20 protein-coding genes are annotated in these 26690 nt (G+C 67.2%); 13 read left to right on the forward strand and 7 right to left on the reverse strand.

All coding sequences use genetic code 11. The features are described from left to right. Nucleotides 1–55: 55 nt before the first annotated feature. The gene (gene ccmB, locus DX03_RS06980) at nucleotides 56–751 is read right to left on the reverse strand and encodes a heme exporter protein CcmB (RefSeq protein WP_038687473.1); all 696 of its coding nucleotides are present in this window, start codon (nucleotides 749–751) and stop codon (nucleotides 56–58) included. Beyond that, entirely contained in the window at nucleotides 748–1449 is a 702-nt protein-coding gene (gene ccmA, locus DX03_RS06985; protein WP_081797177.1) for a heme ABC exporter ATP-binding protein CcmA, read from the reverse strand. Before ccmA ends, ccmB begins: the two co-directional genes overlap by 4 nt. An 86-nt stretch (nucleotides 1450–1535) precedes the next feature. Between ccmA and DX03_RS06990 the strand changes: the two genes are divergently transcribed. The 3 genes from DX03_RS06990 to DX03_RS07000 all read left to right on the forward strand — a co-directional run bounded on the left by DX03_RS06990 (nucleotide 1536) and on the right by DX03_RS07000 (nucleotide 4044). Next, entirely contained in the window at nucleotides 1536–2684 is a 1149-nt protein-coding gene (locus DX03_RS06990) for a pyridoxal phosphate-dependent aminotransferase (protein ID WP_038687475.1), read from the forward strand. Further along, nucleotides 2684–3517, forward strand: coding sequence for an amidohydrolase (locus DX03_RS06995; protein WP_038687477.1), 834 nt, complete (start codon nucleotides 2684–2686; stop codon nucleotides 3515–3517). Before DX03_RS06990 ends, DX03_RS06995 begins: the two co-directional genes overlap by 1 nt. Before the next feature lie 92 nt (nucleotides 3518–3609). Beyond that, on the forward strand, nucleotides 3610–4044 hold the full coding sequence (locus DX03_RS07000) for a hypothetical protein (RefSeq protein ID WP_038687479.1): 435 nt from the start codon (nucleotides 3610–3612) through the stop codon (nucleotides 4042–4044). A gap of 204 nt (nucleotides 4045–4248) precedes the next feature. On the opposite strand, the gene DX03_RS07005 is transcribed toward DX03_RS07000, so the two are convergent. Genes DX03_RS07005 through DX03_RS07015 form a run of 3 tightly spaced genes read right to left on the reverse strand, consistent with a single transcriptional unit; the run spans nucleotide 4249 to nucleotide 7927 of the window. Beyond that, a complete protein-coding gene (locus tag DX03_RS07005) occupies nucleotides 4249–6078 on the reverse strand; it encodes a pseudouridine synthase (protein ID WP_038687481.1) in 1830 nt (609 codons plus the stop codon). Continuing rightward, complete coding sequence (scpB, locus tag DX03_RS07010; protein ID WP_038687483.1) at nucleotides 6071–7006, reverse strand: SMC-Scp complex subunit ScpB; 936 nt, start codon at nucleotides 7004–7006, stop codon at nucleotides 6071–6073. Before scpB ends, DX03_RS07005 begins: the two co-directional genes overlap by 8 nt. Nucleotides 7007–7021: 15 nt before the next feature. Continuing rightward, nucleotides 7022–7927 carry a segregation and condensation protein A gene (locus DX03_RS07015; protein WP_038687485.1) on the reverse strand — a complete coding sequence of 302 codons (906 nt, stop codon included), beginning with the start codon at nucleotides 7925–7927 and terminating at the stop codon, nucleotides 7022–7024. 345 nt (nucleotides 7928–8272) lie between these two features. Between DX03_RS07015 and DX03_RS07020 the strand changes: the two genes are divergently transcribed. The 10 genes from DX03_RS07020 (at nucleotide 8273) to DX03_RS07065 (ending at nucleotide 22217) form a co-directional block, all read left to right on the forward strand. Beyond that, nucleotides 8273–8572: a YciI family protein gene (locus tag DX03_RS07020; RefSeq protein ID WP_038687488.1), complete on the forward strand. Its 300-nt coding sequence runs from the start codon at nucleotides 8273–8275 to the stop codon at nucleotides 8570–8572. After that, nucleotides 8569–8838, forward strand: coding sequence for a BolA family protein (locus DX03_RS07025; protein WP_038687490.1), 270 nt, complete (start codon nucleotides 8569–8571; stop codon nucleotides 8836–8838). The genes DX03_RS07020 and DX03_RS07025 overlap by 4 nt, the downstream gene beginning before the upstream one ends. 149 nt (nucleotides 8839–8987) lie before the next feature. Continuing rightward, entirely contained in the window at nucleotides 8988–10040 is a 1053-nt protein-coding gene (locus tag DX03_RS07030) for a LacI family DNA-binding transcriptional regulator (RefSeq protein ID WP_038687492.1), read from the forward strand. A 90-nt stretch (nucleotides 10041–10130) separates the two neighbouring features. After that, nucleotides 10131–13190: a TonB-dependent receptor domain-containing protein gene (locus DX03_RS07035; RefSeq protein WP_038687494.1), complete on the forward strand. Its 3060-nt coding sequence runs from the start codon at nucleotides 10131–10133 to the stop codon at nucleotides 13188–13190. A gap of 252 nt (nucleotides 13191–13442) precedes the next feature. Then, complete coding sequence (locus tag DX03_RS07040; protein WP_051598772.1) at nucleotides 13443–15056, forward strand: glucoamylase family protein; 1614 nt, start codon at nucleotides 13443–13445, stop codon at nucleotides 15054–15056. A gap of 34 nt (nucleotides 15057–15090) precedes the next feature. Beyond that, complete coding sequence (locus tag DX03_RS07045) at nucleotides 15091–16404, forward strand: sugar ABC transporter substrate-binding protein (protein WP_038687496.1); 1314 nt, start codon at nucleotides 15091–15093, stop codon at nucleotides 16402–16404. Further along, entirely contained in the window at nucleotides 16401–17282 is an 882-nt protein-coding gene (locus tag DX03_RS07050) for a carbohydrate ABC transporter permease (RefSeq protein WP_038687498.1), read from the forward strand. The genes DX03_RS07045 and DX03_RS07050 overlap by 4 nt, the downstream gene beginning before the upstream one ends. Then, nucleotides 17279–18115, forward strand: coding sequence for a carbohydrate ABC transporter permease (locus tag DX03_RS07055; protein WP_038687499.1), 837 nt, complete (start codon nucleotides 17279–17281; stop codon nucleotides 18113–18115). Before DX03_RS07050 ends, DX03_RS07055 begins: the two co-directional genes overlap by 4 nt. 47 nt (nucleotides 18116–18162) lie before the next feature. Further along, nucleotides 18163–21297: a discoidin domain-containing protein gene (locus DX03_RS07060; RefSeq protein WP_051598975.1), complete on the forward strand. Its 3135-nt coding sequence runs from the start codon at nucleotides 18163–18165 to the stop codon at nucleotides 21295–21297. Between the two features lie 5 nt (nucleotides 21298–21302). Further along, the gene (locus tag DX03_RS07065) at nucleotides 21303–22217 is read left to right on the forward strand and encodes an endonuclease/exonuclease/phosphatase family protein (RefSeq protein ID WP_038692025.1); all 915 of its coding nucleotides are present in this window, start codon (nucleotides 21303–21305) and stop codon (nucleotides 22215–22217) included. Between the two features lie 81 nt (nucleotides 22218–22298). Here the strand turns inward: DX03_RS07065 and DX03_RS07070 are convergent, their stop codons facing one another. Both DX03_RS07070 and rne read right to left on the reverse strand, forming a co-directional pair. Next, a complete protein-coding gene (locus tag DX03_RS07070) occupies nucleotides 22299–22718 on the reverse strand; it encodes a hypothetical protein (protein ID WP_038687501.1) in 420 nt (139 codons plus the stop codon). 91 nt (nucleotides 22719–22809) lie between these two features. Further along, nucleotides 22810–26388, reverse strand: a complete 3579-nt coding sequence (rne, locus tag DX03_RS07075) for a ribonuclease E (RefSeq protein ID WP_038687503.1) — start codon at nucleotides 26386–26388, stop codon at nucleotides 22810–22812. Nucleotides 26389–26690 lie beyond the last annotated feature (302 nt).

The raw sequence follows: 26690 nt of genomic DNA on the forward strand, positions 1-26690 counted from the left end.
GTGGAGCGGCGTGTTGAACGGTGACGCTGTAAACGGTGTGGCGGTGGACGACTGCTCAATTCAACGATATCCGGATGGCCGCGGCGGTGGCCAGCGGTGCAAGCACCAGCGCCACCACCAGCCCGGCGCCCAGCAACAGCAGCGCCCCCACCGGATCCTGACCGCGTGCGGCGGCCCCGACACTGCCTGCACCGAACACCAGCACCGGTACGTACAGCGGCAAGGCCAGCAACGCCACGAGAATACCAGAGCGCCGGATGCCCACGGTCAGCGCGGCAACCACGCCGCCGATCAGGCTGAGCAACGGTGTTCCCAGCAGCAACGATGCCAGCAGGATGGGCAGTTGGTCATGCGGCAGATGCAGCATTTCCGCCAGCAACGGGCTGACCACGATCAGCGGCAGGGCGGTGGTGGCCCAATGCAGCAGCACCCGCACCAGCACCAGCCAGGCCAGCGGCACCGGCGCCAGCAGCCACTGCTCCAGCGAGCCGTCCTCGGCGTCGCTGCGGAACATGGAATCCAGCGCCAGCTGGCCGGCCAGCAGTACCGCCAGCCACAGCACCGCCGCGCCCACCTGCGCCATCAGCTGCGGCTCGCGGCCCAGCGCCAGGGCAAACAGCACCACCACCAGCACGGCGAACATCAGCGGCTGCAGGGCATCGCCGCGGCGCCGCCACAGCAGGCGCAGGTCGCGCCGGGCCAGCGCCCGCGCGGTCTGCCACAGGCCCGGTTCGGTACCCGGCGCGATCATGCGGCACCCCCTCGTAGTGCCGGGCTCTGCCCGGCAGTCGCTGAATTCTGCCCGGCGGGCGCTGAAATCTCCCCCGCAGGCGACAGCCGCAGCAGCCGTGTCTGTACCGGCGGCGCGGCGTAGGCGCCGTGGGTGGTCACCAGGGCGGCACCACCGCTGCGCAGGTGCGCGGAAATCATCCGGTTCACCAGGTTGATGCCGTCCAGGTCGAGGTTGGCGTAGGGTTCGTCTAGCAGCCACAGCGGGGCAGGCGACAGCCAGATCCGGGCCAGCGCCAGGCGCCGCTTCTGCCCGGCCGAGAGCTGGCGCACCAAGGTGTCTTCATAGCCGGCCAGGCCGACGATGGCCAGCGCGTTGCCCGGCATCTGGCGCGTGCGCCGCCCGTGCAGGCCGCACAGGAAATGCAGGTTCTCCAGCGTGTCCAGATCGGCCTTCAGCGCCGGCAGGTGGCTCAGGTAGGCCACGAACCGTGCGCGCTCCTTGTGCCCGGCAGCCCGCCCGTCGATCTGCACCTGCCCGGCATCGGCGCGCAGCAGGCCGGCCAGCACCCGCAGCAGGGTGGTCTTGCCGGACCCGTTGTCGCCCTGCACCAGCAGCGCTTCACCGGCGTCGATGTGGAAATCGAGCGGGCCGAACACCGGCTCATCGTTGCGACTGAAGGCAAGGCCTTGGGCGGCCAGCAACGGAGGAGCGTTCAAGGGGCGGTCTTTGCGGCGGAAGGGGCGGTCATTGTATCGGGGGTTTTGCGTACACTGGCCTTTCCCCCTTTTCTTCTTTCCGGCCGATGCAACCGCAAACCAAGCTGCCCAAGGTGGGCACCACCATTTTCACCGTGATGTCCCAGCTGGCTGCCGAGCATGGCGCCGTGAACCTGGGGCAGGGGTTTCCGGATTTCTCCGCGCCGCAGCGCCTGGTGGATGAAACCATCAAGGCCATGCAGGGCGGTTTGAACCAGTACCCGCCGATGACCGGGGTGGCGCCGCTGCGCCAGGCCATCGCGCAGAAGTCGCTGGATCTGTACGGCGCGCAGGTGGACCCGGACACGGAAATCACCGTGACCAGCGGCGCCACCGAGGCGATTTTCAACGCCATCCACGCCGTGGTGCGCCCGGGCGAGGAAGTGATCGTGCTGGATCCGGCCTACGACTGCTACGAGCCGGCCATCGACCTGGCCGGCGCGCGCGCGGTGCATGTGCCGCTGGACCCGCAGACCTTCGCGGTGGATTGGGATCGCGTGCGTGCGGCGATCACCCCGCACACCCGCCTGCTGATGGTCAACACCCCGCACAATCCGTCCGGTGCGATGCTGAGCGCCGACGACATGCAGGCGCTGGCCGATGTGCTGCGCGGCACCAGCATTTACCTGATTTCCGATGAGGTGTACGAGCACATCATCTACGACGGCCGCCGCCACGAATCGGCGCTGCGCTACCCGGAACTGCGCGAACGCGCGTTCGTGATTTCCAGCTTCGGCAAGACCTACCACTGCACCGGCTGGAAGATCGGCTATGCGATCGCGCCGCCGGCGATGAGCGCCGAGTTCCGCAAGGTCCACCAGTACAACACCTTCACCAGCTTCGGTCCGGCCCAGTACGGCTTTGCCGCGATGATCCGTGATGAGCCCGAGCACCACCTCGAGCTGGGGGCGTTCTACCAGGCCAAGCGCGACCGCTTCCGCGACCAGCTGCTGACCACCCGCCTGACCCCGCTGCCGGTGCCGGGCGGTTACTTCCAGCTGGTGGATTACTCGGCCATCAGCGATCTGCCCGACCACGAATTCGTGAAGTGGCTGACCATCGAAAAGGGCGTGGCCGCGATCCCGTTGTCGCCGTTCTACGAAACCGCACCGGCCGGGCAGCGCCTGGTGCGGCTGTGCTTTGCCAAGAACGACGCCACGCTGGATGCGGCGATCGAACGCCTGCAGGTGCTGTGATGGGCGCCCCCGTCGAACGTGGTGACCTGCGCGTCTCCCTGGTCCAGGGCGATACCCGCTGGCACGACCCGGCTGGCAACCGCGCGTATTACGGCGCGCTGCTGGCCCCGCTGGCCGGGCAGACCGACCTGGTGATCCTGCCGGAAACCTTCACCAGTGGCTTCTCCAACGAGGCCATCGACAAGGCCGAAGGCATGGACGGCCCGACCGTGGCCTGGATCCGCGAGCAGGCCGTGCGGCTGGGCGCGGTGGTCACCGGCAGTGTGCAGCTGCGGGTGGGGCAGGGCGTGTACAACCGTTTGCTGTGGGCCACGCCCGACGGCGAGCTGCAGCATTACGACAAGCGCCATCTGTTCCGTTACGGCAACGAGCACCTGCGCTACGCGGCCGGCAACGAGCGCCTGAGCGTGGAATGGAAGGGCTGGCGGATCAATCCGCAGGTCTGCTACGACCTGCGTTTCCCGGTGTTCTGCCGCAACCGCTTCGATGTGGAGCGCCCGGGCGAGCTGGACTTCGACCTGCAGATCTTCGTGGCCAACTGGCCGTCGGCACGCGCGTATCCGTGGCGCACCTTGCTGCGTGCACGCGCGATCGAGAACCTGTGCTTCGTGGCGGCGGTCAACCGGGTGGGCGTGGATGGCAACGACCTGCACTATGCCGGCGACAGTGCGGTGATCGACTTCCTCGGCCAGCCGCAGGTGGAAGTGCGCGAGGTCGAGCAGGTGGTCACCACCACCATCTCGGCGGCGGCGCTGGCCGCGCACCGTGCGCGCTTTCCGGCGATGCTCGATGCCGATGCGTTCACTTTGGACGGCCCGGTCGACGCTGGCTGAACGATGGCCTGACGGCGGCGTGTGGCCTCATCCGGGTCACACGCGGCCACTGCTAGATTCGCCTCGTCACCCACTGAGTACGAGCGGATCGCATGAAGAAGTTTTCCCTGGTTTTGATCGCGCTGGCCGGCCTGTCGACGGCCTCGGCCGCCCAGGCAGCCGGCAACATCGACTGCGAGCTGCACTACAACCTGGCCGGCTGGTCGGTGCTGTACAAGACCGCATCGGGCACCGGCACCATCAGCTGCGACAACGGCGCGCGCATCCCGGTGAAGATCACCGTCAAGGGGGGCGGGCTGACCGTGGGCAAATCCAAGATCGTCGATGGCAAGGGCAAGTTCTCCGGCGCCTATTCGGTCAACGACCTGATCGGCTCCTATGCCTCGGTGGAAGCCCATGCGGGCGCCGACAAATCCAGCAATGCGCAGGTCATGACCAAGGGCGATGTGTCGCTGGCGCTGGCCGGTACCGGCAAGGGCTGGGACCTGGGCGTGGGGCTGGGCAAGTTCACCATCGAGCGCCGTTGAGGCATCATCTGGCCGGCGTTACGTGCAGCCACCCATGGGGTGGCTCTACCGCATTTGGCCGGAGGTTGATGGCGCAAGGGTGCACACGTAGAGCAGGGTAGAGCCACCCCATGGGTGGCTGCCCCAGCCGGCACAACGCGCGGTCAGCCCCCATAAAAAAACCCCGGCCGAAGCCGGGGTTTTTTGATCTCAGGGTATCAGTGATCAGCCGCCGCGCGGGCCGCCGCCACGGTGACCGCCGCCGCCCGGACCGCGGCTGCCGCCGGGCCGACCGCCCGGGCCGCCGGGACCACGGCCACCGGGGCCGCCCGGGCCACGGTTGCCACCGGGGCCACCCGGACCGCGATTGCCGCCCGGACCACCGGGGCCGCGCGCATTGGCGCCCGGGCCACGCGCACCGGGACCGCCCGGACCACGATTGCCACCCGGACCACCCGGACCGCGGTTACCCGCCGGACGCGCGCTGCCGTACGGGCTGCTGCCCGGATTGGCGTGGTCGGACGGGAAGCTCGGGGCATTGCCCGGATGGCCGTACGGATGACGCGACGGACCCTGGCCGCTCTGGCCACCGCGGTTGCCACCGGCACCGGCGCCGGCCGGACGGCCCTGGCCGCCGTAGCCGCCACGGCTTTCGCCACCGCGGTTCTCGCCGCCGTAACCACCGCCACCGCCGGCGTAGCCGCCACGGCCTTCAGCGCCGCCGCCGTAGCTGCCGCGACCCGGGCCGCCTGCGCCGCCCGGACCCTTCGGCTTGCCGTACGGACGGCCCTGGCCACCGGCGCCTGCGCCGGCACCCGGACCACGCGCACCCGGGCCACGGGCTGCGCCCGGACCGGCATTGCGGTGGTTGCTCGGGCCGGTGCTGACACCGTCCGGCACGTACCAGCTGCGGAACGCGGCCGGGTTGCCTTCGGGCAGCGCACGGTTGCCCTTGTCCGGGCGCGCCTTGAACGGACGCTGCGACTGCTTGGCCGCCGCTTCACCGCTGACCGTCAGGCCACCCTTGAAGCCGCCGCCCTTGCCGCCGCGACCACGGCCGCGCTCTTCGCGCACGTTGTCGAAACGACGCAGTTCGCGGCCTTCGTCGGCCGAGTTGTGGCCGTTGACGTAGGCATTGCCACGGCCACCCTCGCGCGACACGCGCACGGTGGTCTTGGCGGCGCGACGCTGGCCGATCACCGGCTGCAGGGTCAGCGCCGACGGCGCGCCTTCTTCCAGCTTCAGTTCGGCGCGCAGCGCTTCAACCTGCTTGGCCGGCAGTTCGACCGACTGGCCACGCAGCAGTTCGCGCGGCAGGCTGACCTTGCCGTAGCGGGTACGCTTCAGGCGGCTGACCTGGCAGCCCTGCGATTCCCACAGGCGGCGCACTTCGCGGTTGCGGCCTTCCTTGACGACCACGCGGAACCAGTCGTGCGAATCGGTGCCGCCGATGCGTTCGATCTCGTCGAACTTGGCCGGGCCGTCTTCCAGCGCCACGCCGCGGGCGAGGCGGTCGACGATGTTGTCGGGCACCTTCTCTTCGCCTTCCGGGGCGCGCACGCGCACCACGTACTCGCGCTCGACCTCGTAGGAGGGGTGCATCATCGCGTTGGCCAGCTCACCGTCGGTGGTCGCCAGCAGCAGGCCGGTGGTGTTGATGTCCAGGCGGCCGATCGCGATCCAGCGCGCGCCCTTGAGGGCAGGCAGCGCTTCGAACACGGTCGGGCGACCTTCGGGGTCTTCGCGGGTGGTTACTTCGCCTTCCGGCTTGTTGTAGGCCAGTACGCGCGAGGTTTCGGTCAGCGCCGTGGCCACGAAGCCGCGGCCGTCCAGCTCGACCTTGTCGCCGCTCTTGATCGACTGGCCGGTCTGCGCGACTTCACCGTTGACCTTGACCAGGCCATCGGCGATGCGCTGTTCCAGCGCGCGGCGCGAACCGAGGCCGGCCTGGGCCAGCACCTTGTGCAGGCGTTCTTCCAGCTTGGGCTGGTCGGTGGCGGTTTCGCGCTTGAGCGAAAGCTTGTTCAAAGACGGCTTGCGGGGGGTGTCACTCATTTACTTGGCTCCGGCCGGCAACGGGTGCGTCGGCCTCTGGTTCGGGATCGGCTTCGTCAACAGCCACGGTCGTCTTCGCGACGGCGTTGTTTTCGGTTTCGTTCTGGGGCGCCGCGCGCTCGCCCGGCGCGGTATCGGGTTCGCCATCAGGGGCGGTCATTCCAGCGTCGTCGTCGCGGGGCGGCAACGGCGCTTTGGATTCGGTGTCTGCAACGGTATCGGTGGTGGGCGCGTGCCCGCCATCGGGTGAATTGTCCTGCGATTCGTCGTCACCTGCCAGTGGCGGGGTGTCGTCGTTTGCCGCGTCCCCGTCCAGCTCGGCATCGGGGGTGGCGGCGCCGGCGGCCAGGCGACCGGCCGGCTGGCCATCGCGGTCCAGCGGCAGCTGCGGTTCCAGTTCGCCCAGGTCGCGCAGCTCGGACAGCGGCGGCAGTTCGTCCAGGCGCTTGAGCCCGAAGTAGTCCAGGAAGCCCTTGGTGGTGCCGAACAGGGCCGGCTTGCCGGGTACGTCGCGGTGGCCGATCACGCGGATCCACTCGCGTTCTTCCAGCGCCTGGATGATGTTGCTGCTGACCGCCACGCCGCGCACCTGCTCAATTTCGCCGCGGGTGATCGGCTGGCGGTAGGCGATCAACGCCAGGGTTTCCAGGGTGGCGCGGGTGTAGCGGGTCTTGCGTTCGGTCCACAGCCGGGTGATGTAGCCGTGCACTTCATTGGTGACCTGGAAGCGGAAGCCGGAGGCCACCTCCACCAGCTCCACGCCGCGCTGGGCGCAGCCGTCGCGCAGCAGTTCCAGTGCGCGCTCGATGCTGCCCGGCGGCGCCGGTTCCTCTTCCGGGAACAGGCCCTGCAGCTGCGCCAGGGTCAGCGGCTGGCTGGAGGCCAGCAGCGCCCCTTCGACAATACGGTTGATCAGCGATTGATCCATGCGTGGGTCGGGTGCTCAGTCGGATGCGTTGGCGGCGTCGGCGTCGTCGAATTCGCTGTTGAACTGCAGCGGTTCGTTGGTGTTGCCGGCAGCCAGGGATTTGACATAGATCGGCGCCAGCGGTGCTTCCTGGACGATGTCCAGCAGCTGTTCCTTGGCCAGTTCCAGCAGGGCCAGGAACGTCACCAGTACGCCCAGCTTGCCTTCTTCGGCGGTGAACAGCGATTCAAACCGGTAGAACCGGCCGTCTTCCAGCCGCCCCAGCACGTCGCCCATGCGCTGGCGCACGCTCAGGGCCTCGCGCTTGATCGCGTGGCCGGTGAACAGCTCGGCGCGCTTGAGCACGTCGTGCAGCGCCATCAGCATTTCCTTCAGGTCCACCGGCGGCGGCAGCTTCACTGCGGCGCGGTCGGGCACGAAGGCATGTACCGGGGTGGTGTCGCGGTCCTGCCGGGGCAGGGCGTCGATATCTTCGGCAGCCTGCTTGAAACGTTCGTACTCCTGCAGCCGGCGCACCAGCTCGGCGCGCGGGTCGGCTTCCTCGCCCTCGATGCTGGGCGGCCGCGGCAGCAGCATCCGCGACTTCACTTCGGCCAGGATCGCCGCCATCACCAGGTACTCGGCCGCCAGTTCGAAGCGCAGCTCCTGCATGACGTTGATGTACTCGACGTACTGCCGGGTGATCTCGGCCACCGGGATGTCCAGGATGTCCAGGTTCTGCCGACGGATCAGGTACAGCAGCAGGTCCAGCGGGCCTTCGAAGGCATCCAGGATGACTTCCAGCGCGTCCGGCGGAATGTACAGATCCTGCGGAATCTGCAGGACCGGTTGACCATGCACCACGGCCAGCGGCATTTCCTGCTGCTGTGGGGCGGTCGGCCGGATTTGCGGGTTCGCGTCGAGCGCGAGTTCGGAGGTCATCAAGAGTGATGTCAGTATTGCAACGGACCGGTCGCCGCACCCTCAGCCGTTCCGGAACGCCCGGCGGCAGGATGGCAAGCCATGACACGCCTGGGTCGGCGCGGTTCCACACTTCAAACAGCAAGGCGCGCCGCGACGGGCAGCGACAGAACTACGGGGAGGTCGTCTACGTGTACTGGTGTGGGGCAGCGGGTCGATCGTCGGGCGGCGGTGAAGCCGTCTACCGGCGGGGCTGCTGCGTCCAGCCACGTGCAATGGAGCCAAGAGTACGGGTTCAGCCCGGCAGTGTCCAGCGAGCCGGGCTAGAATCGTCCCGTTCGTTTAGCTGAGCCTTGGGAGTTGCCTGTGTGGTATGTGATTGAAGGCTATGACGGTGCCGATGTACTGGCGGCCCGGATGGCAGTGCGCGGCGCGCACCTGGCCCGTTTGACCGCCCTGCGCGATGAGGGCCGGCTGCTGCTGGCCGGGCCGTGCCCGGCGATCGACAGCGAAGACCCGGGCCCGGCCGGGTTCAGTGGCAGCGTGGTGATCGCCCAGTTCGACGCGCTGGAGCAGGCCCAGGCCTGGGCCGACGCCGACCCCTACGTGGCGGCCGGCGTCTACACCCGCGTCCAGGTGCGCCCGTTCCGCAAGGTCCTGCCGTGACCCGGGTCGAGCAGATCCGGGCGGCCCTGCAGCAGGCCCTGGACCCGCAGTTGCTGGAGGTGGAGGACGACAGCCACCGCCACGCCGGCCACGAGGGCGCGCGCGATGGGCGCGGCCATTTCAATGTGCACATTGTCAGCGCCGCCTTCGAAGGCAAGCTGCCCCTTGCGCGCCACCGGGCCGTCTATGCCGCCCTCGGCACCCTGATGGACACCGATATCCACGCGCTGTCCATCCGCGCCGAAGCACCGGCCAAAAACGGCTGAAAGCCTTGTCCTGCCTTGTCCTGGCCAGTCCAGGACAGGGCCCCTGAAGACACTTTGATGTTACCGGCGGACGACATTTGCCTAACGTAGTGTTTACATTCAGGATTGAAAACGCTTACATTCCGCGCCAAGCCCCAGATCTCTAAGCCGTGGAGGGCGGCGAAGTGAACAAGGCAGCCATCACAATCAAAGATGTAGCCCGCGAAGCCCGGGTCTCCGTGGCCACGGTGTCGCGTGCGCTCAATGGACATGAAAATGTCGCCGAACCGGTCCGCAAGCTGGTGCTGGAGGTCGCTGCGCGTCTGCGCTACACCCCGCATGCCGCCGCGCGGAGCCTGAGCAGCCGGCGCACCAACACCATCGGTGTGGTGCTGCCGGACCTGTACGGTGAATTCTTCTCCGAGTTGATGCGCGGCATCGACGGGGTCGCCCGTGAGCGCCGCCAGCACCTGCTGGTGTCCAGCTACCACGGTGACCAGGAGCAGCAGGGCGCGGCCCTGCGCGCCATGCGCGGTCGCGTGGACGGTCTGCTGGTGTTGTCGCCGTATGCGGAAAGCCCCGGCTTCCTCACCGACAACCTGCCGCAGGCGCTGCCCACGGTCCTGATCAATACCTACCTGCCCGAGCAGGATCATCCGGTGCTCAGCATCGATGACCATGCCGGCGCGATGGCCATGACCCGCCATCTGCTCGATGTCGGTCACCGCCGCATCGCCTTCATTTCCGGCCCGGACCTCAACTTCGATGCGCGTGAGCGCCTGCGCGGTTTCCGCGACGCGCTGGCCGCGTTCGGAACCGATGCGGTGGGCATCGAGTTGCCCGGTGACTTTGACGAAGCCTCCGGCCATCGCGCTGGACAGGAGTTGCTGGCAGCCGGCGCGCTGCCCGATGCGGTGTTCGCCGCCAACGACATGATGGCGCTGGGGTGCCTGTATGCGTTCGCGCAGGCAGGCGTGCGGGTTCCAGCCGATATCGCCCTGGCGGGCTTCGATGACATTCCGCTGGCGCGTTTCGTTCACCCTTCGTTGACGACGATGCAGGTGAGTATCGCCGACCTCGGCGATAAGGCGATGACGCGTCTGTTGCAGTTGATGGACGGCAACAACACGGAAGTGGCCGGCGACAAGCAGACGCTTGTTCCGCGCCTGATCGTGCGTGATTCGTGTAGGTCACGACCGTTGGTCGTGACGCCTTTGCTGTAAATCACGACCGTTGGTCGTGATGCATTCAAACCACGCTGTAAAAAAAACGACAGGGGCCGCAAAGACGGCCACCACCACCCGGAGATTTACATGACGTATTCCAATCACCGCAACCGAGCACCGGCGCGCAGTCTGCTGACCAGTGCACTGGTTACCTGCCTGATGCTGGGCGCCGCGCCGTCCCTGATGGCGCAGTCGGCCACCTCGTCGCTGCGCGGCCAGGTTGCCCAGGCCGAGGCCGGCACCGAAGTGACCGCCACCAACCTGGCCAGCGGCACCGTTCGCCGTGCCACCACCCGTGCCGACGGCAGCTACTCGCTGATGGGCCTGGACCCGGGCACCTATGACGTGGTGGCCAATGGCCAGACGCAGAAGGTGACGGTGACCGTGGCTTCGACCGCGACGCTGAACTTCAGCGGCGCGCCGGCCAACGGCGGCACTGCCAACGCCACCAACCTGGACACGGTCAACGTCATTGCACCGACCCTGCTGCAGGAAGTGCGTACCTCCGAAGTGGGCAAGACCGTCAGCCTGCAGCAGATCCAGACCACCCCGCAGGTGTCGCGCAACTTCCTGGAGTTCGCCGACGCGGTGCCGGGCATGATCTTCACCCGCGATGCCAAGGGCAACACCTCGCTGCGCGGCGGTGCCACCAATGCCGACGGCACCAACGTCTACATCGACGGCGTGGGCCAGAAGAGCTACGTCAAGGGCGGCGGCGTGGCCGGCCAGTCCGGCAGCGCCGGCAACCCGTTCCCGCAGCTGGCCATCGGCGAATACAAGGTCATCAGCGGCAACTACAAGGCCGAGTACGGCCAAGTGTCGAGCGCGGCCGTGACCGCGGCGACCAAGTCCGGTACCAACGAGTTCAAGGGTGAAACCTTCTACCGTTACACCAACGAAGACATGCGCGCCAAGACCCCGGCGGAGCGTCAGTACGGCCAGACCAAGGAAGCATCGGCCGAGAAGGAATACGGGTTTGCATTGGGTGGCCCGATCATCCAGGACAAGGCCCACTTCTTCGTGACCTACGAAGCCAAGCGCTTCGACCTGCCGGTCACCATCGCGCCGGAAGGCTCGGTCACCAACCGCGTCGGCCTGCTGCCGGCAGACGCCGCCGCCGGCCTCGGCCCGGCCAGCCAGCCGTTCGAGCAGGACCTGATCTTCGCCAAGATCGACTTCGAGCCGACCGACAACGATCGCATCGAACTGAGCTTCCAGGATCGCGACGAGACCCAGCAGCAGTTCAGTGGCCAGACCGCGCCGGAAGCCGGCCGTGAAGTGGTCAACACCGACCGTCGTTACGCGCTGCGCTGGAACCACAGCGGTGAGCGTTACTACAACGAGCTGATGCTCACCCACGAAGATTCGTTCAACAACCCGACCCCGCTGACCCTGGGCAACGGCTTCACCTACACCGCGCCGGACGGCACCGAAGACCGCACCCTGGTGAAGATCGGTGGCGCCTCGGCACTGGATTCGCAGGTGAAGGGCCAGAAGGGCTGGGCGATTGAAGACAACCTGACCCTGGATGGCATCCAGTGGATGGGCGACCACACCATCAAGATGGGCGCCAAGTACAAGCAGATCGACCTGTACGCCTCCGATGCGGCGCAGATCAATCCGCAGTTCACCTACTCGCTGGGCGATGCGGACTTCCCGTCCGACATCCCGTACAAGGCGCAGTTCGTCAAGCCGGTGAACGGCGTAACGGGCGTGTCCGGCGAAGTGCGTTCGAAGTCCAAGCAGATCGGCCTGTTCATCCAGGACGACTGGCAGGTCAACGACCACCTGCAGCTGAACATCGGCCTGCGCTGGGACTACGAAAAGACCCCGGCCTACCTGGACTTCGTGACCCCGCAGGCCGTGGTCGATGCGATCTACTCGCAGGACCCGCGCGCTGCCGCTGGCCAGACCTTCGCCGATACGCTGGCGCTGGGCGGGCTGGACATCAGCAACTACATCAGCAACGGCCACAACCGCAAGGCGTTCAAGGATGCCTGGCAGCCGCGCCTGGGCTTCTCGTATGACATCAACGCCGACGAGCAGCACGTGATCCACGGTGGTGCCGGTCGTTCGTATGACCGCGACCTGTTCGACAACCTGCAGCTGGAAACCACCAAGCTGGCCCTGCCGCAGCCGACCATCTACTTCCGCAACCCGGCCACCGGCAGCTGCCTCAACGGCCAGGCTGCCTGCTATGACTGGAATCCGAACCTGCTCAACGGTATCGGCAACCTGCAGTCCCTGGTCGGTTCGACCAGCAATGCCGGCCTGGAAGTGGATCTGCTCAACAACAACCTGAAGGTGCCGTACTCCGACCAGTTCAGCCTGGGCATGAGCAACCAGGTCGGTGACTGGCTGACCGACGCCACCATCGCCCGCACGCTGAGCTACGACGGCTTTGCCTTCACCCTGGGCAACCGTTACCCGACCGGCCAGTTCTTCGATGACCCGCGCCTGTGCGGTGGCACCGACCCGGGCCTGAGCCAGGCCTGGAGCTGCAACGTGCCGGGCTTCGGCAGCCTGATCATCGGTCAGCAGGGCATCAAGACCCGCGCTACCCAGGTCCTGCTGTCGGCGCAGAAGCCGTTCACCCAGGAAAGCGGCTGGGGTTCCTCGATCGCCTACACCTGGACCACCGCGCGCCACAACCGCGACATCAACGAGAAGTACGCGTTCGACCGCGGCCTGATCGGCGACTACCCGACCATCCGTTCCAACGGCGCGCCGCGCCACCGCCTGGTGGTCACCGGTTCGTACGCGGGCTTCTGGGGCATCACCTTCGGCGGCAAGGTCACCCTGGCCACCCCGACTGCCGTCAATGACTGGTACGGCGTGCCGCAGGCCAGTGGCTATGACCTGCCGACCCCGCAGGCCGCGGTGCCCAACGCCAATGGCAAGTTCCTGCTGGGTGGCAAGATCTTCGGCTACCGTTCGGTCGATCTGCAGGCGACGAAGACGTTCAAGATGCCGGGCGAGACCGAGCTGTACGCGCGCATCGACATCATCAACGTGTTCAACTTCGACAACTTCTCCAACTACAACTACGTCAAGACCAACGGCAAGCTGCAGGCCAGCTACAACGAGACCGGTGACATCATCGGTACGCCGCGCCAGGTCAAGGCGGAAGTCGGCTTCCGCTTCTGATGCCAGCGTTACCCGGCACCGCCTTCTGGGCGGTGTCGGGGCAGTACCGCCGGTCGGCTTGGGTCCGCCGGCGGGACTGTACAGGCGCTTGCCGTCCAAGGATGGGCAAGCGCGTGTGCGGTAGGTACCGACCGTTGGTCGGTACGCAGACGGTCCGCCCCGGCGGATTTTTTTGGATCGTGATCTGTAAACGATTTCAGCTTGGTTGAGGCTATGCTCTCCAGCACGAACATGCGCAAAAGGTGGTGGTCGATGAATGCATCTCGGGTGGTGTCGCTGGCGTTGCTGTCCGTGGCCATGGCCGGTTGCCAGCAGCAGGCGCCGGACAAACCGGCAAAGCCGAAGCCGCCGGTGATCCTGGTTGAAGCCGACGTGCCGCCGCGCCCGATGAAGCCGGAGCTGCCGCCGCTGTTCGACGACATCGAACGCCGCACCTTCCAGTTCTTCTGGGATACCACCAACGAGGTCAACGGCCTCAGCCCCGACCGCTACCCGTCGCGCCCGTTTGCCAGCATCGCCTCGGTGGGCTACGCGCTCACCGCCTATCCGATCGGCGTGGAGAACGGCTGGGTCAGCCGTACCCAGGCCGTGGACCGCACCCTGCTCACGCTGAAGTTCTTCCGCGACCTGCCGATGGGCCCGCAGCGCACCGGCAAGGGGGGCTACAAGGGCTTCTACTACCACTTCCTGGACATGCAGCAGGGCCGTCGTTATGACAGCTGGGTGGAACTGTCCAGCGTGGATACCGCGCTGCTGATGATGGGCGTGCTGTTTGCCCAGTCCTACTACAGCGGTGACGACGCCCGCGAGAAAGAGATCCGCGAGATTGCCGACACGCTCTACAAGCGCGTGGACTGGCCGTGGCTGCAGCAGCGTGCGCCGCTGATCTCGATGGGCTGGTTCCCCGAAAGCGGCTTCATCGACCACGACTGGATGGGCTACAACGAGGCGATGATGGTCTACATCCTCGCGCTCGGCTCGCCGACCCACCCGGTCAGCCCGGACGCGTGGACGGTCTGGACGCGCACCTACGACAACGACTGGGGCGTGTACCAGGGCCAGGAATACCTGTCCTTCGGCCCGCTGTTCGGGCACCAGTACACGCATGTGTGGGTGGACTTCCGCGACATCCAGGATGCCTACATGCGCGAGCGTGGCAGCACCTACTTCCTCAACAGCCGCTCGGCCGCGCTGGCCCAGCGCGAGTACGCCATCGCCAACCCGATGAACTGGAAGGACTACGGCGAGAACGTGTGGGGCCTGACCGCCAGCGATGGCCCGCAGAACACCACCCAGGAATACCGCGGCGAACAGCGCCAGTTCCGCCATTACTCCTCGCGCGGCGCCGGCCTGCGCGAGAACTTCGATGACGGCACCATCGCCCCGACCGCAGCGATCGCCTCGGTGGTGTTCGCCCCGGAAGAAGTGATCCCGGCCACCGAAGAGATGCACAAGCGCTACGGCGACTACATCTATTCCAGCTACGGGTTCCTGGATTCGTTCAACCCCAGCTTCAACTACGACATCCCGATCAAGACCGGTCGGCTGGTGCCCGACCGCGGCTGGGTGGCCAGCGATTACATCGGCATCGACCAGGGTCCGATCCTGACGATGATCGCCAACTACCGGAACGATTTCGTCTGGGACGTGATGAAGAAGAACGTGCACATCCGCAAGGGTCTGGAGCGCGCCGGTTTCAGTGGCGGCTGGCTCACCCCGGAAGGGGAGCAGCAGCCGATGGAGCTGCAGAAAGACGAGAAGGCCGCGTCGGCGCGCTCGGTCGGCATTGCCGAATCGCGCGCGGCGGCCGCCCAGGAACAGAAGAACAATGCCACCACCAACCGCAACCAGCAGCAGGGGAAGTAGAGCAGTGCAATCGATGTCGCGCCCGAAGCGGGGGTTGAGCCTGGTGTTGCTGCTGGTTGGCAGCCTGTTGTTGAGTGCCTGCCGGAAAGAGCCGGAAGGGGTGACGGTACGATTCTGGGCGATGGGCCGCGAGGCCGAAGTGGTCACCGGCCTGATCAAGGAGTTCGAGGCGGAAAACCCCGGCATCCACGTCGATGTGCAGAACATTCCGTGGACGGCCGCGCACGAAAAGCTGCTGACTGCATTCGCCGCCGACGGTCTGCCCGATGTGTGCCAGCTGGGCAACACCTGGATCCCCGAGTTCGCCGAACTCAACACCCTGGTGCCGCTGCAGCCTTACGTGGCGCAGTCCAAGGTGGTGGACCCGGCCGACTACTTCCAGGGCATCTGGGACACCAACGTGGTGCATGACGAGCTGGTCGGCGTGCCGTGGTACGTGGACACGCGCCTTCTGTACTACCGCAAGGACCTGCTGGCCCAGGCCGGCTACGACCACCCCCCGCGCACCTGGGCGGAGTGGAACGAGATGATGGCCGCCATCAAGAAGATGCAGGGCCCCAAGCGCTACGCGGTGCTGATGCCGATCAACGAATTCGAGCAGCAGCTGTCGTTCGCGTTGCAGCAGCCCGACCCGCTGCTGCGCGATGCCGATACCCGCGGCAACTTCAGCAGCCCCGGCTTCCGCAAGACCCTGGGCTTCTACGAAAACATGTTCGCCCAGGACTGGGCGCCGCGCATGTCCGAAACCCAGATCTCCAACGTGTGGGATGAGTTCTTCCGCGGCTTCAACGTGTTCTACCTGTCCGGCCCGTGGAACATCCGTGAGTTCAAGAAGCTGCAGCCCAAGGAACTGGAAGGCAAGTGGGGCACCGCCGCACTGCCGGGCCCGGACGGTCCGGGCGCCGGTATCGCCGGTGGCACCAGCCTGGTGATCTTCCGTTCCTCGCAGCAGAAGGAAGCGTCGTGGAAGCTGATCGAGTTCCTGTCGCGCCCGGCGATCCAGGAGCGCTTCCATTCCATCATCGGCGACCTGCCGCCGCGGCGCAGCACCTGGGAATATCCCTCGCTGGCCAACGACCCGCTGGCGCAGCCGTTCCGCGACCAGCTGGAACGCGTCAAGCCCACGCCCAAGGTGCTGGAGTGGGAACGTATCGTGCAGGAAATGCGGATCATCACCGAACAGGTGGTGCGTGGTGGCCTTGATCAGGATGTGGCAGTGAAGGAACTGGACAAGCGCGTGGACAAGGTCCTCGCCAAGCGCCGTTGGATGCATGAGCGCGATGCACAGGAAAAGGCCGCCGGTTCGGGCGTGCATTCCAGTGCGGTGGCCACGGGAGCGGCGCAATGAAGCAGCGTTCGCTTGCCGGCTGGCTGTTCGCCGGCCCGGCCATCCTGGTGATCGGTGTGTTCTTCGGCCTGCCGGTGTTCTCGGCGCTGGCCCTGAGCATCACCGATTTCGATCTGTACGCCCTGGCCGACGGCGGCAACCTGCGCTTTGTCGGGCTGGGCAACTACATCGACCTGCTGCAGACCCCGATGTTCTGGAAGTCGCTGTGGAACACCACCTACTTCGTGATCGTCGGCGTGCCGATGTCGATCGGCGTATCGCTGGGTGCGGCGATCCTGCTCAACGCCCCGGCGGCGCGTTTCAAGGCGCTGTTCCGTACCGCATTGTTCGCCCCGGTAGTCACCACCCTGGTGGCGGTGGCGGTGATCTGGCGTTACCTGTTCCACACCAGCTACGGCCTGGTGAACTACGGTCTGGGCCACATCGGGATCAACCCGATCGACTGGCTGGGCGATCCCAACTGGGCCATGCCGACCATCATGCTGTTCGCGGTGTGGAAGAACTTCGGCTACAACATGGTGATCTTCCTGGCCGGCCTGCAGGCGATCCCGCATGACCTGTACGAGGCCGCGCGCATCGACGGCGCCTCGCGCTGGAAGCAGTTCCTGCACATCACCCTGCCGATGCTCGGCCCGGTGCTGCTGGTGGTGGGCGTGATTACCGTGTCCGGCTACTTCCAGCTGTTCGCCGAACCCTACGTGATGACCCGTGGCGACCCACTGCAGAGCACCGTCAGCGTGCTGTACTTCATGTTCGAAGAAGGCTTCAAGTGGTGGAACCTGGGCCGCGCCTCCGCGGTGGCGTTCCTGCTGTTCCTGATCATCCTGGCGGTAACCAGCGTCATGCTGCGTTTCGGCCGCAAGAGGCAGTTGGTATGAGTCGTGAAATCGGCCAGTCGCGCTGGCATGCATGGTGGGTCAACGGTGGCTTGACGGTACTGGCGCTGGTCAGCCTGGCGCCGCTGCTGTGGATGCTGTCGGTGTCGTTCATGCCCACCGGCGAGGCGGCGCATTTCCCGCCGCCGCTGCTGCCGTCCTCGGTGACCACCGCGAACTACCACGAGCTGTTCGCGCGCACCGGCATGGGCAACAACTTCGTCAACAGCCTGGGCGTGTCGCTGGCGATCACGCTGGGGTCGCTGCTGCTCAACACCATGGCCGGCTATGCGTTCGCCAAGCTGCGTTTCGCCGGCCGCGAGCGCATCTTCCAGGTGCTGCTGGCCGCGCTGGTGATCCCGGCGCAGGTGGCCATGCTGCCGCTGTTCCTGCTGATGAAGCAGCTGGGCCTGGTCAACAGCTTCGGCGGGGTGATCGTGCCGGCGCTGGCCAGCGTGTTCGGCATCTTCCTGGTGCGCCAGTACGCGCGCTCGATTCCCGATGAGCTGCTGGAAGCGGCGCGCATCGACGGGGCAGGGGAGATGCGGATCTTCTTCCAGATCGTGCTGCCGATGCTCAAGCCGGTTCTGGTCACCCTGTCGATCTTCACCTTCATGGGCGCGTGGAACGATTTCATGTGGCCGTTGATCGTGTTGACCGACCAGGAGCACTACACTTTGCCGGTCGCCCTGGCCACCCTGTCGCGCGAACACATCATGGACGTGGAAATGATGATGGCCGGCGCGGTGGTCACGGTGGTTCCGGTGCTGCTGCTGTTCCTGGCATTGCAGCGTTACTACATCCAAGGTCTGCTGCTGGGGAGTGTCAAAGGGTGAAACATGCCGTCGTCGCGGTGGGTCTGGGTCTTGGGCTGTTGTGGTCGCTGGCGGCCCCGGCCGCCGCGCCGGCCCCGTTGCCGGCACCGAAGGTGCTGGACAGTTTCGACGACATGACGCCCTGGAAGCTGGTCGTGTCCGACCAGGTCAGCGGCTCGCTGCGCAGCGTGGTCGGCAGTGGCGGCGGGCGCGCGCTGTGCGTGGACTACGACTTCCACGATGTGTCCGGTTACGTGGGCATCCGCCGCGAGCTGGGCATCGAGTACCCGGCCAACTACCAGTTCGGCCTGCAGCTGCGCGGCGACTCGCCGGCCAACGACCTGCAGTTCAAGCTGATCGACGCCAGCGGCGACAACGTGTGGTGGGTCAACCGGCCCGGCTACACCTTCCCCAAGGCGTGGAGCACGGTGCAGTACCGCGCGCGCCAGATCGACAAGGCCTGGGGCCCGGGCAAGGACCCCACGCTGGCGCGCAGCGCCGCGGTCGAGTTCACCATTTACAGCAAGGTCGGCGGCAAAGGCACGGTCTGTTTTGACCGCCTCACCCTGCAGGGCCTGCCGCCGATGGATACCTCGGCACTGACGCCGTCGGTGATTGCCGATACCGCCACCGCACTGCAGAGCCGCATTGCCGATGGCAAGCCGGACACGGTGTGGATCAGCGGCGGCGTGGCCGACCAGACCATCAGCCTGGACCTGCACAAGGTGCGGGAGTTCGGCGGTGCGGTGATCCAGTGGCTGCCCGGCCTGGAGGCCACGCGCTACGTGGTGCGTACCTCGCAGGACGGACGCAGCTGGAAGGAAGTGCGCGAAGTGGTGGGCGGCGGCGGCGACCGCGACTGGCTGGCACTGCCCGATACCGAAGCGCGCTACCTGCGCTTCGACCTCAAGGGCGGCCCGAGCTGGCGCTACGGCATCCGTGACATCAGCCTGAAGCCGCTCGATTTTGCGGCCACCCCCAACGATTTCGTGCGTTCGGTGGGCGCCGACCTGCCGCGTGGATCGGTGCCGCGCGGGTTCAGTGGCGAGCAGCCGTACTGGACCCTGCTGGGCCTGGACGGCGGCCGCGAACAGGCGTTGATCGGTGAGGACGGTGCGCTGGAAGTGGCCAAGGCCAGCTTCAGCGTGGAGCCGTTCGTGCAGGTGGACGGCAAGCAGCTGCTCAGCTGGGCCGACGTGGCCAGCAGCCAGTCGCTGCAGGACGATTACCTGCCCATCGCCAGCGTCGACTGGCGCCACGACAAGGCCGCGTTGAAGGTCACCGGGTTCGTGCAGGGCACCCCGGACAAGGCGCAGCTGGTGGGGCGCTACACGCTGCGCAACCCCGACAAAGTGGCCCACGACTACACCCTGGCGCTGGCCGTGCGGCCGTGGCAGGTGAACCCGCCCACGCAGTTCCTCAACACCGTCGGCGGCGTCAGCCGGATCGACAACCTGTCGGTGGAAGCCACCGACGTGGAGGTCAACGGCAGCCCGCGCCTGTACCCGGCGCAGGCCCCGGACAGCACGTTTGCCACCACCTTCGACGGCAAGCTGGACGTGGTCCACCTGGCCAGCGGCAAGCTGCCGGGCACCACCGAAGTGCGCGACCCGACCGGGCTGGCCAGCGGTGCGCTGCTGTACCGCTGGCGGCTGGAGCCGGGCCAGAGCCGCGAGGTGGCCATCGTGCTGCCGCAGACCGGCAGCTGGACCATGCCCAAGGACTTCGATGCGGCCAAGGCCCAGCAGGCCGTGGCCTCGATGTGGCGGACCAAGCTGGACCAGGTGACCTTGCAGGTGCCCGCCGCCGGCAAGCCGCTTGCCGACACCCTGCGTACCGCGCTGGCACACATGTTGATCTCGCGGATCGGGCCGAGCATCCAGCCGGGCACGCGCTCGTACTCGCGCAGCTGGATCCGCGACGGCGCGATGATTTCCGAAGGCCTGCTGCGCATGGGCCGCAGCGACGCGGTGCGCGAGTACGTCACCTGGTATGCCCCGCACCAGTTCGACAATGGCAAGGTGCCGTGCTGCGTCGATCCGCGCGGCAGCGACCCGGTGCCGGAAAACGACAGCCACGGCGAGTTGATCTTCAACATCGCCGAGTACTGGCGCTACACCGGTGACAGCACCTTCCTGGAGGTGATGTGGCCGCACGTGCAGGGCGCCTACAGCTACATGGAGCAGCTGCGCCTGAGCGAGCGCACCGAGGAGAACCGCGCGCGCAACCCGGCCTTCTACGGGATGATGCCGGTGTCGATCAGCCACGAAGGTTATTCGGCCAAGCCGATGCATTCGTACTGGGACAACTTCTGGGCGCTGCGCGGCTACAAGGACGCGGCCACCATCGCCAGCACGCTGGGCAAGGTGGACGCCATGCAGATCAGCGCGTCGCGCGACCAGTTCCGTGACGACCTGCAGGCCTCGCTGCTGGCCGCCGTGGCCCTGCACAAGATCGACTACCTGCCCGGCGCGGCCGAGCTGGGCGACTTCGACGCCACCTCCACCACCATCGCGCTGGCCCCGGGCGGCGAGCAGGGCCGTCTGCCGCAGCCGTACCTGGACAACACGTTCGAGCGTTACTGGAAGCAGTTCGAGGAACGCCGCGACGGCAAGCGCGAGTGGAAGGACTACACCCCGTACGAGTGGCGCAACGTGGCCGCGTTCGTGCGCCTGGGCTGGCGCGACCGCGCCTGGCAGGCCACCGAGTTCTTCTTCAAGGACCGTGCCCCGCAGGCCTGGAACCAATGGGCCGAAGTGGTCTCGCACACGCCGCGCAAGCCGTTCTTCGTCGGTGACCTGCCGCATGCCTGGGTTGCCTCGGACTTCGTGCGCTCGGCGCTGGACATGTTTGCCTACAGCCGCGACGTCGACGACAGCCTGGTGCTGGCCGCCGGCGTGCCGACGCGGTGGCTGGAAGGGAAGGGCGTGGCGATCAAGGGCCTGCGCACCCCGAACGGCCAGCTGAGCTACGCGCTCAGCCGCAGCGACAAGCAGCTGGTGCTGGACCTGTCGGCCGGGCTCGTGCCGCCGCAGGGCGGGGTGGTCCTGCCGTGGCCCTACAGTGGCGAACCCGGTAACACCACCGTCAACGGCGAACCGGCGCAGTGGGTGAACGGCGAGCTGCGCATCACCCAGGTGCCGGCGCGGGTCGAGATCGACGTGCCGTCGTCGGTGCGCCGCGCCGAGCGGAAGGCACAGTGATGGACATGCATCCTTATCGCGCGTGGCTTCGCCGTGGCATGGCCGGGCTGCTGGCATCGGCGGCCTTGCTGGCCGGTGTCGCCCTGGCTGCCGAACCCGTCGCCGTCACCCCGGCACCCGCGCCGTCGGCCAGTGCTGCGCCGGGCATGAGCATGGTCACCTTCAACCTGCACCACGACCGCGAAGACTGGCCTGCGCGGCGCAAGGTGATCCTGCGCGAACTGCAGGCGCTGCGCCCCGATGCGATTGCCCTGCAGGAAGTGATCCAGAAGCCGCACGTGCGCAACCAGGCCGCGTGGTTGGCGCGCAAGCTCGGCTACGACTACCAGTTCGTCTCCACCGATCCGCCCGGCCGCTTCAAGCGGTATGGCAATGCGCTGCTGACCCGGCGCCCGGTGCTGGCGCGCAATGACCACCTGCTGGCACCGCTGGCCGACTACCGCACGGTGGCGCACCTGCGCATCGATGTCGACGGCCAGCCGGTCAACGTCTATGCCACGCATCTGAACGAGCGTTCCGATGACAGCGGCAGCCGCATCCGCGGCGAGCAGGTGGCCGACCTGTTGAAATTCATTGCGACCACCTCGGGCACGGCGCCGGTGGTGATCGCCGGTGACTTCAACGCGCTGGTGGATGCGGGCGATCTGAGCGCGCTGCGCAACCACTACGGCGACAGCTTCGGCAGCGTGCACGTCAACAATGAACTGGCCCAGGTGAGCACGCTCAACCGGCACTACTACGAAGCCCCGTCGCGCATCGACCACATTTTCTTCCAGCAGGACCGCCTGCTCGCGCGCGAGGCGCGGATCCTGTTCGACCAGCCTTACGCCGAAGGGCGCTGGGCGTCGGACCACTACGGTGTATGGACGCGCCTGCAGTTCGCGCCCAGCCCGGGCAGCCCGGCCGCCACCACGCCCTGAGTGCGAGGTAGAGCCACGCCGTGCGTGGCTGCCCCTTCGCTGCACATAGGTACCCACCAACGGTGGGTACCTACGGCTGCGCTACGGGAGGGTGTGCTCGCTGATCTTCTCCCACGTCTGGCCGTCGCGCGTGCGCCAGGTGCCGCCGGTGGCGCAGCACCCGCCGGCGCCGAACGCCATGCGCCCCAGCACCGCAACCACCGCGCCGTCTTCGTGGCGCAATGATTGCCGCTGGCAGTCGGTGAAAGACGGGTAGGGCGGGGGTGCCAGCACTTCGGTGAGGGCGACCGCCTGTTCGGGTCCGCGCGCCACCTGGAAGACCTTGCAGTCCTTCACCAGCAGTTCGACGTCCACGTTCTGCAGCCGGCCCACGAACAGGTCTTCCGGCGCGGCATCGCGCACGGCGATGGCCGCATCACTGAGGGGCGCAGGGTCGGGCTGGCAGGCCGACAGGAGTATCAGCATCGCGGCGCATGGCGTGAGGCGAAGGCGTCGATTCATGCGCCGAGCATGCCACAGCCTACCGGCGGCCCAAACGCAGACAGCGGCCCGAAGGCCGCTGTCTGTTTGCTACGTTCCCACTGGCGCGGGATCAGGCCTTGTCGTGCTTGTCCTGATCCGGCTTGCCAGCTTCTTCGGCCTGCGCGACATCGGTGGGGATGTCATCGCGGGCTTCGGCCTGGGCAGCCTGTGCGGCAGCGTCGGTGCTGGCGGGGGTGTCGCTGCCTGCATTGCCGAACAGCTGGCCGTTATGCACGACCGGGGCAGCCGGGGCGGCCTCGGTGCGGGCGGCCGGTGCCGGTGCGGCCTTCTCCGGTGCCGGCTGGGTCGGGTCGACGGCATCGAGCATGCTCGACTGCACGGGGCGACCGGCCTGGCCCGCATCGGCGGTCACGGCGACGGGGGCGGTTTCCACCGGCTTCGGCGCGTCGACAACCGGGGCGGCTTCAACGGCCTTCGGTGCTTCGACGACCGGTGCAGCTTCAACAGCTTTCGGTGCTGCGGCCACCGGGGCAGCCTCAACCGCCTTCGGTGCTTCAACGACCGGGGCGGCTTCAACAGCCTTGGGTGCTTCAACAACCGGGGCGGCTTCGACAGCCTTCGGCGCGGCAGCAACCGGGGCGGCTTCAGCAGCCTTCGGCGCTTCAACCACCGGGGCGGCTTCAACCGGCTTCGGTGCGGCGGCAACCGGGGCAGCCTCAGCAACCTTCGGCGCTTCAACCACCGGAGCGGCCTCAACCGCCTTCGGCGCTTCAACAGCCGGGGCAGCGACAGCAACCTTCGGCGTGTCGACCACCGGCGCAGCCTGCACCGGCTTGGCGGCGTCGACCATCGGCGGTGCCGGCATCGGCGATTCCACGAACGGCACGCGGTCGGTGTAGGACGGGGCGGGCTTCTCGGCCGGCGCCTGCGGGGCCACCGGCGCGGCTTCGCTGTGACCGGCGGTCACGACCGGGCTGCTGACCACGGCCACCGGTGCGGCGGCGGCAACTGCGGCCACCGGAGCAGCAGCGGGTGCCGGGCGCGGTGCCTGGACCGGTGCGGCGGCGGGCGCAGCAGCAGTTTCGTCGTCGAACTCGAACTCCGGCTGCGGCTGGCCATTGCCGGCCGCCGGACGCGGGGCCTGGGCGGTGTCGCCACCGTCCTGGTCGCCATCCTGGTCGTCGCTGTCGCCGTCATCATCCAGACCGGCGTCATCGTTCAGACCATCGCTGCCGGCAGCCTGCTCGCCATTGCCACGACGACGACGACGGCCACCGCGACGGCCGCGACGACGGCGCGAGCCGCCTTCGCCATTGGCATCATCGCCGGTGCCCGGGGCATCGGTCTGTTCACCGTTCTCGCCGGTGGCGACCTGCGCCTCGTCCACGGCGGCCGCGGTCTGCGCGCTGTCCTGCGCGGCGGCGTACGGAGCGGCGGCCTCGGCCACGCCCACGGCAGCGGCGGTCACCAGTGCAGCATCGGCAACCGGCGCGGTCGTGTTGCCCGGCTTCGGCGCATCGGCCTGCGGCTGGCGTGCCGGCTTGTCGCTGGCTACGGCCTTGTCGGCATCGCCCTGCTGCTTGGGCTGCTGCGGGTTCTGCTTCTGCTTCAGCTTCGGCTGCTGCTCATTGCGCGGCTGCTTGGGCTGCTGTTCGTTACGCGGCTTGGCCTGGCCCGGTGCCTGCACCTGCGCGGCATTGCCGGCCACCGGTGCGGCCACGTCCTGGCGGCGCTCGTCGCGACGCTCGTTCTTGCCACCGCGTTCGCCACGCTCGCCACGTTCACCGCGGTCCTTGCCACGACCCTGGCCCTGCGCCTGTGCGCCGCCATTGCCGTTGCGCTCGCCACCACGTTCATCGCGGCGGCCGCCAGTGCGGTCCTTGTTGCGATCCTTGTTGCGGTTGTTGCGGTTGCCGTCCTGGGCCTGGCGTGCGTTCGCCGGCGGGGCAGCGGCCGGGGCCGGTTCGCCACCGAAGATGCGCTTGAGCCAGCCCACCACGCCGGTGGCGGCAGGTGCGGCCACCGGGGCCGGGGCAGCGACCGGTGCGGGCGCGGCTTCCGGTTCCGGGGCTTCGCGGATCGGCGCCGGCTGGCTGTGCTTGACCTGGGTCACCACCGGGGCCACCGGGATGTTCAGCTGGGCCTTGGTCAGGGCGTGCACCGGCAGCTTGCGCGGGGTGCCGCGCTGGTAGCTCGGCTTGCCGCTTTCTTCGCCCAGCTCGTTGTCGCGCAGGCGGGTCACTTCGTAATGCGGGGTGTGCAGCTGTTCGTCGGCGACGATCACGATCGGCGCGTCATGGCGCTGTTCGATCTCGCGCAGGGCGCTGCGCTTTTCATTGAGCAGGTAGTTGGCGATCTCGACCGGGGCCTGGACCAGCACCTGCCCGGTGTTCTCCTTCATCGCATGCTCTTCAGCCACGCGGATGATCGACAGCGACAGCGACTCGACGCTGCGCATGCGGCCATGGCCGTCGCAACGCGGGCACACGATCTGGCTGGATTCACCCAGGCTCGGGCGCAGGCGCTGGCGGCTCATTTCCATCAGGCCAAAGCGCGAGATGCGGCCCAGCTGCACGCGCGCACGGTCGTACTTGAGCGCGTTCTGCAGGCGGTTTTCAACTTCGCGCTGGTGCTTGTTGGAGGCCATGTCGATGAAATCGATGACCACCAGGCCGCCCAGGTCGCGCAGGCGCAGCTGGCGGGCCACTTCTTCGGCCGCTTCCAGGTTGGTCTGGAACGCGGTGTCCTCGATGTCGCTGCCCTTGGTGGCGCGCGAGGAGTTGACGTCGATGGCGGTCAGCGCTTCGGTCTGGTCGACCACGATCGAGCCGCCGGACGGCAGGCGCACGTTGCGCTCATACGCGCCTTCGATCTGCGATTCGATCTGGAAGCGGTTGAACAGCGGGATGTCGTCGGTGTAGTGCTTGAGCTTGCGCAGGGTCTGCGGCATCACCTGCTGCATGAACTCGCGGGCGGTCTCGTACAGTTCCTGGGTGTCTACCAGGATCTCGCCGACGTCGGCACGCAGGTAGTCACGCAGGGCGCGCACGATCAGGCGCGATTCCTGGTAGATCAGGAAGGAGGCCGGCTTGGTCAGCGCCGCTTCGGCGATCGACTTCCACACCTGCAGCAGGTAATCCAGATCCCACTGCAGCTCTTCGGCATCGCGGCCGACGCCGGCGGTGCGGATGATCACGCCCATGTCGTCGGGGATGTCCAGCTTGTCCAGCGCTTCCTTCAGCGCGGCGCGGTCTTCACCCTCGATGCGACGCGACACGCCACCGGCGGTGGGCGAGTTCGGCATCAGGACCATGTAGCGGCCGGCCAGGGAGATGAACGTGGTCAGGGCGGCGCCCTTGTTGCCACGCTCTTCCTTGTCGACCTGGACAACCACTTCCTGGCCTTCACGCAGCAGTTCGCGGATGCCGGCCTTGTTGTGGTCCACGCCCGCAGCGAAGTAATCGCGCGAGATTTCCTTCAGCGGCAGGAAGCCGTGGCGTTCACCGCCGTATTCGACGAAGGCCGCTTCCAGCGACGGTTCAAGGCGCGTGATGCGACCCTTGTAGATGTTCGACTTCTTCTGTTCCTTGGACGGCTGTTCGATGTCGATGTCGTACAGCGTCTGGCCATCCACGATGGCTACCCGCAGCTCTTCAGCCTGCGTGGCATTGATCAGCATTCGCTTCATTGTTGGGTTCCTCGCGCGCTGCTACCGCGCGGAACACCATGGGGTTTCGCTTCTGGTCACGCTTCGACGCCCATCGCGCAGGCGCGGGGAGGGCGGCTTGGGTTTCCAGCGCTACAACACCACGGCAGCCCGCGGGAGCGCTTCATTTGTTTTGGTTTGGGTGTTACGGGCCGGAGGCAGCTGTCAGCCAGGCTGGAGCGCCACAGGGACATGTTTTTCAGCACAGACGCTTGTCAGGCATCCGGCGATGGCCGGGACCGCCGGTGAGCCGCTAACATGGCCGCCCCGGGGGCGGTGGCTGC

It is taken from the genome of Stenotrophomonas rhizophila (assembly GCF_000661955.1).
GTDB classification, from domain to species: domain Bacteria; phylum Pseudomonadota; class Gammaproteobacteria; order Xanthomonadales; family Xanthomonadaceae; genus Stenotrophomonas; species Stenotrophomonas rhizophila.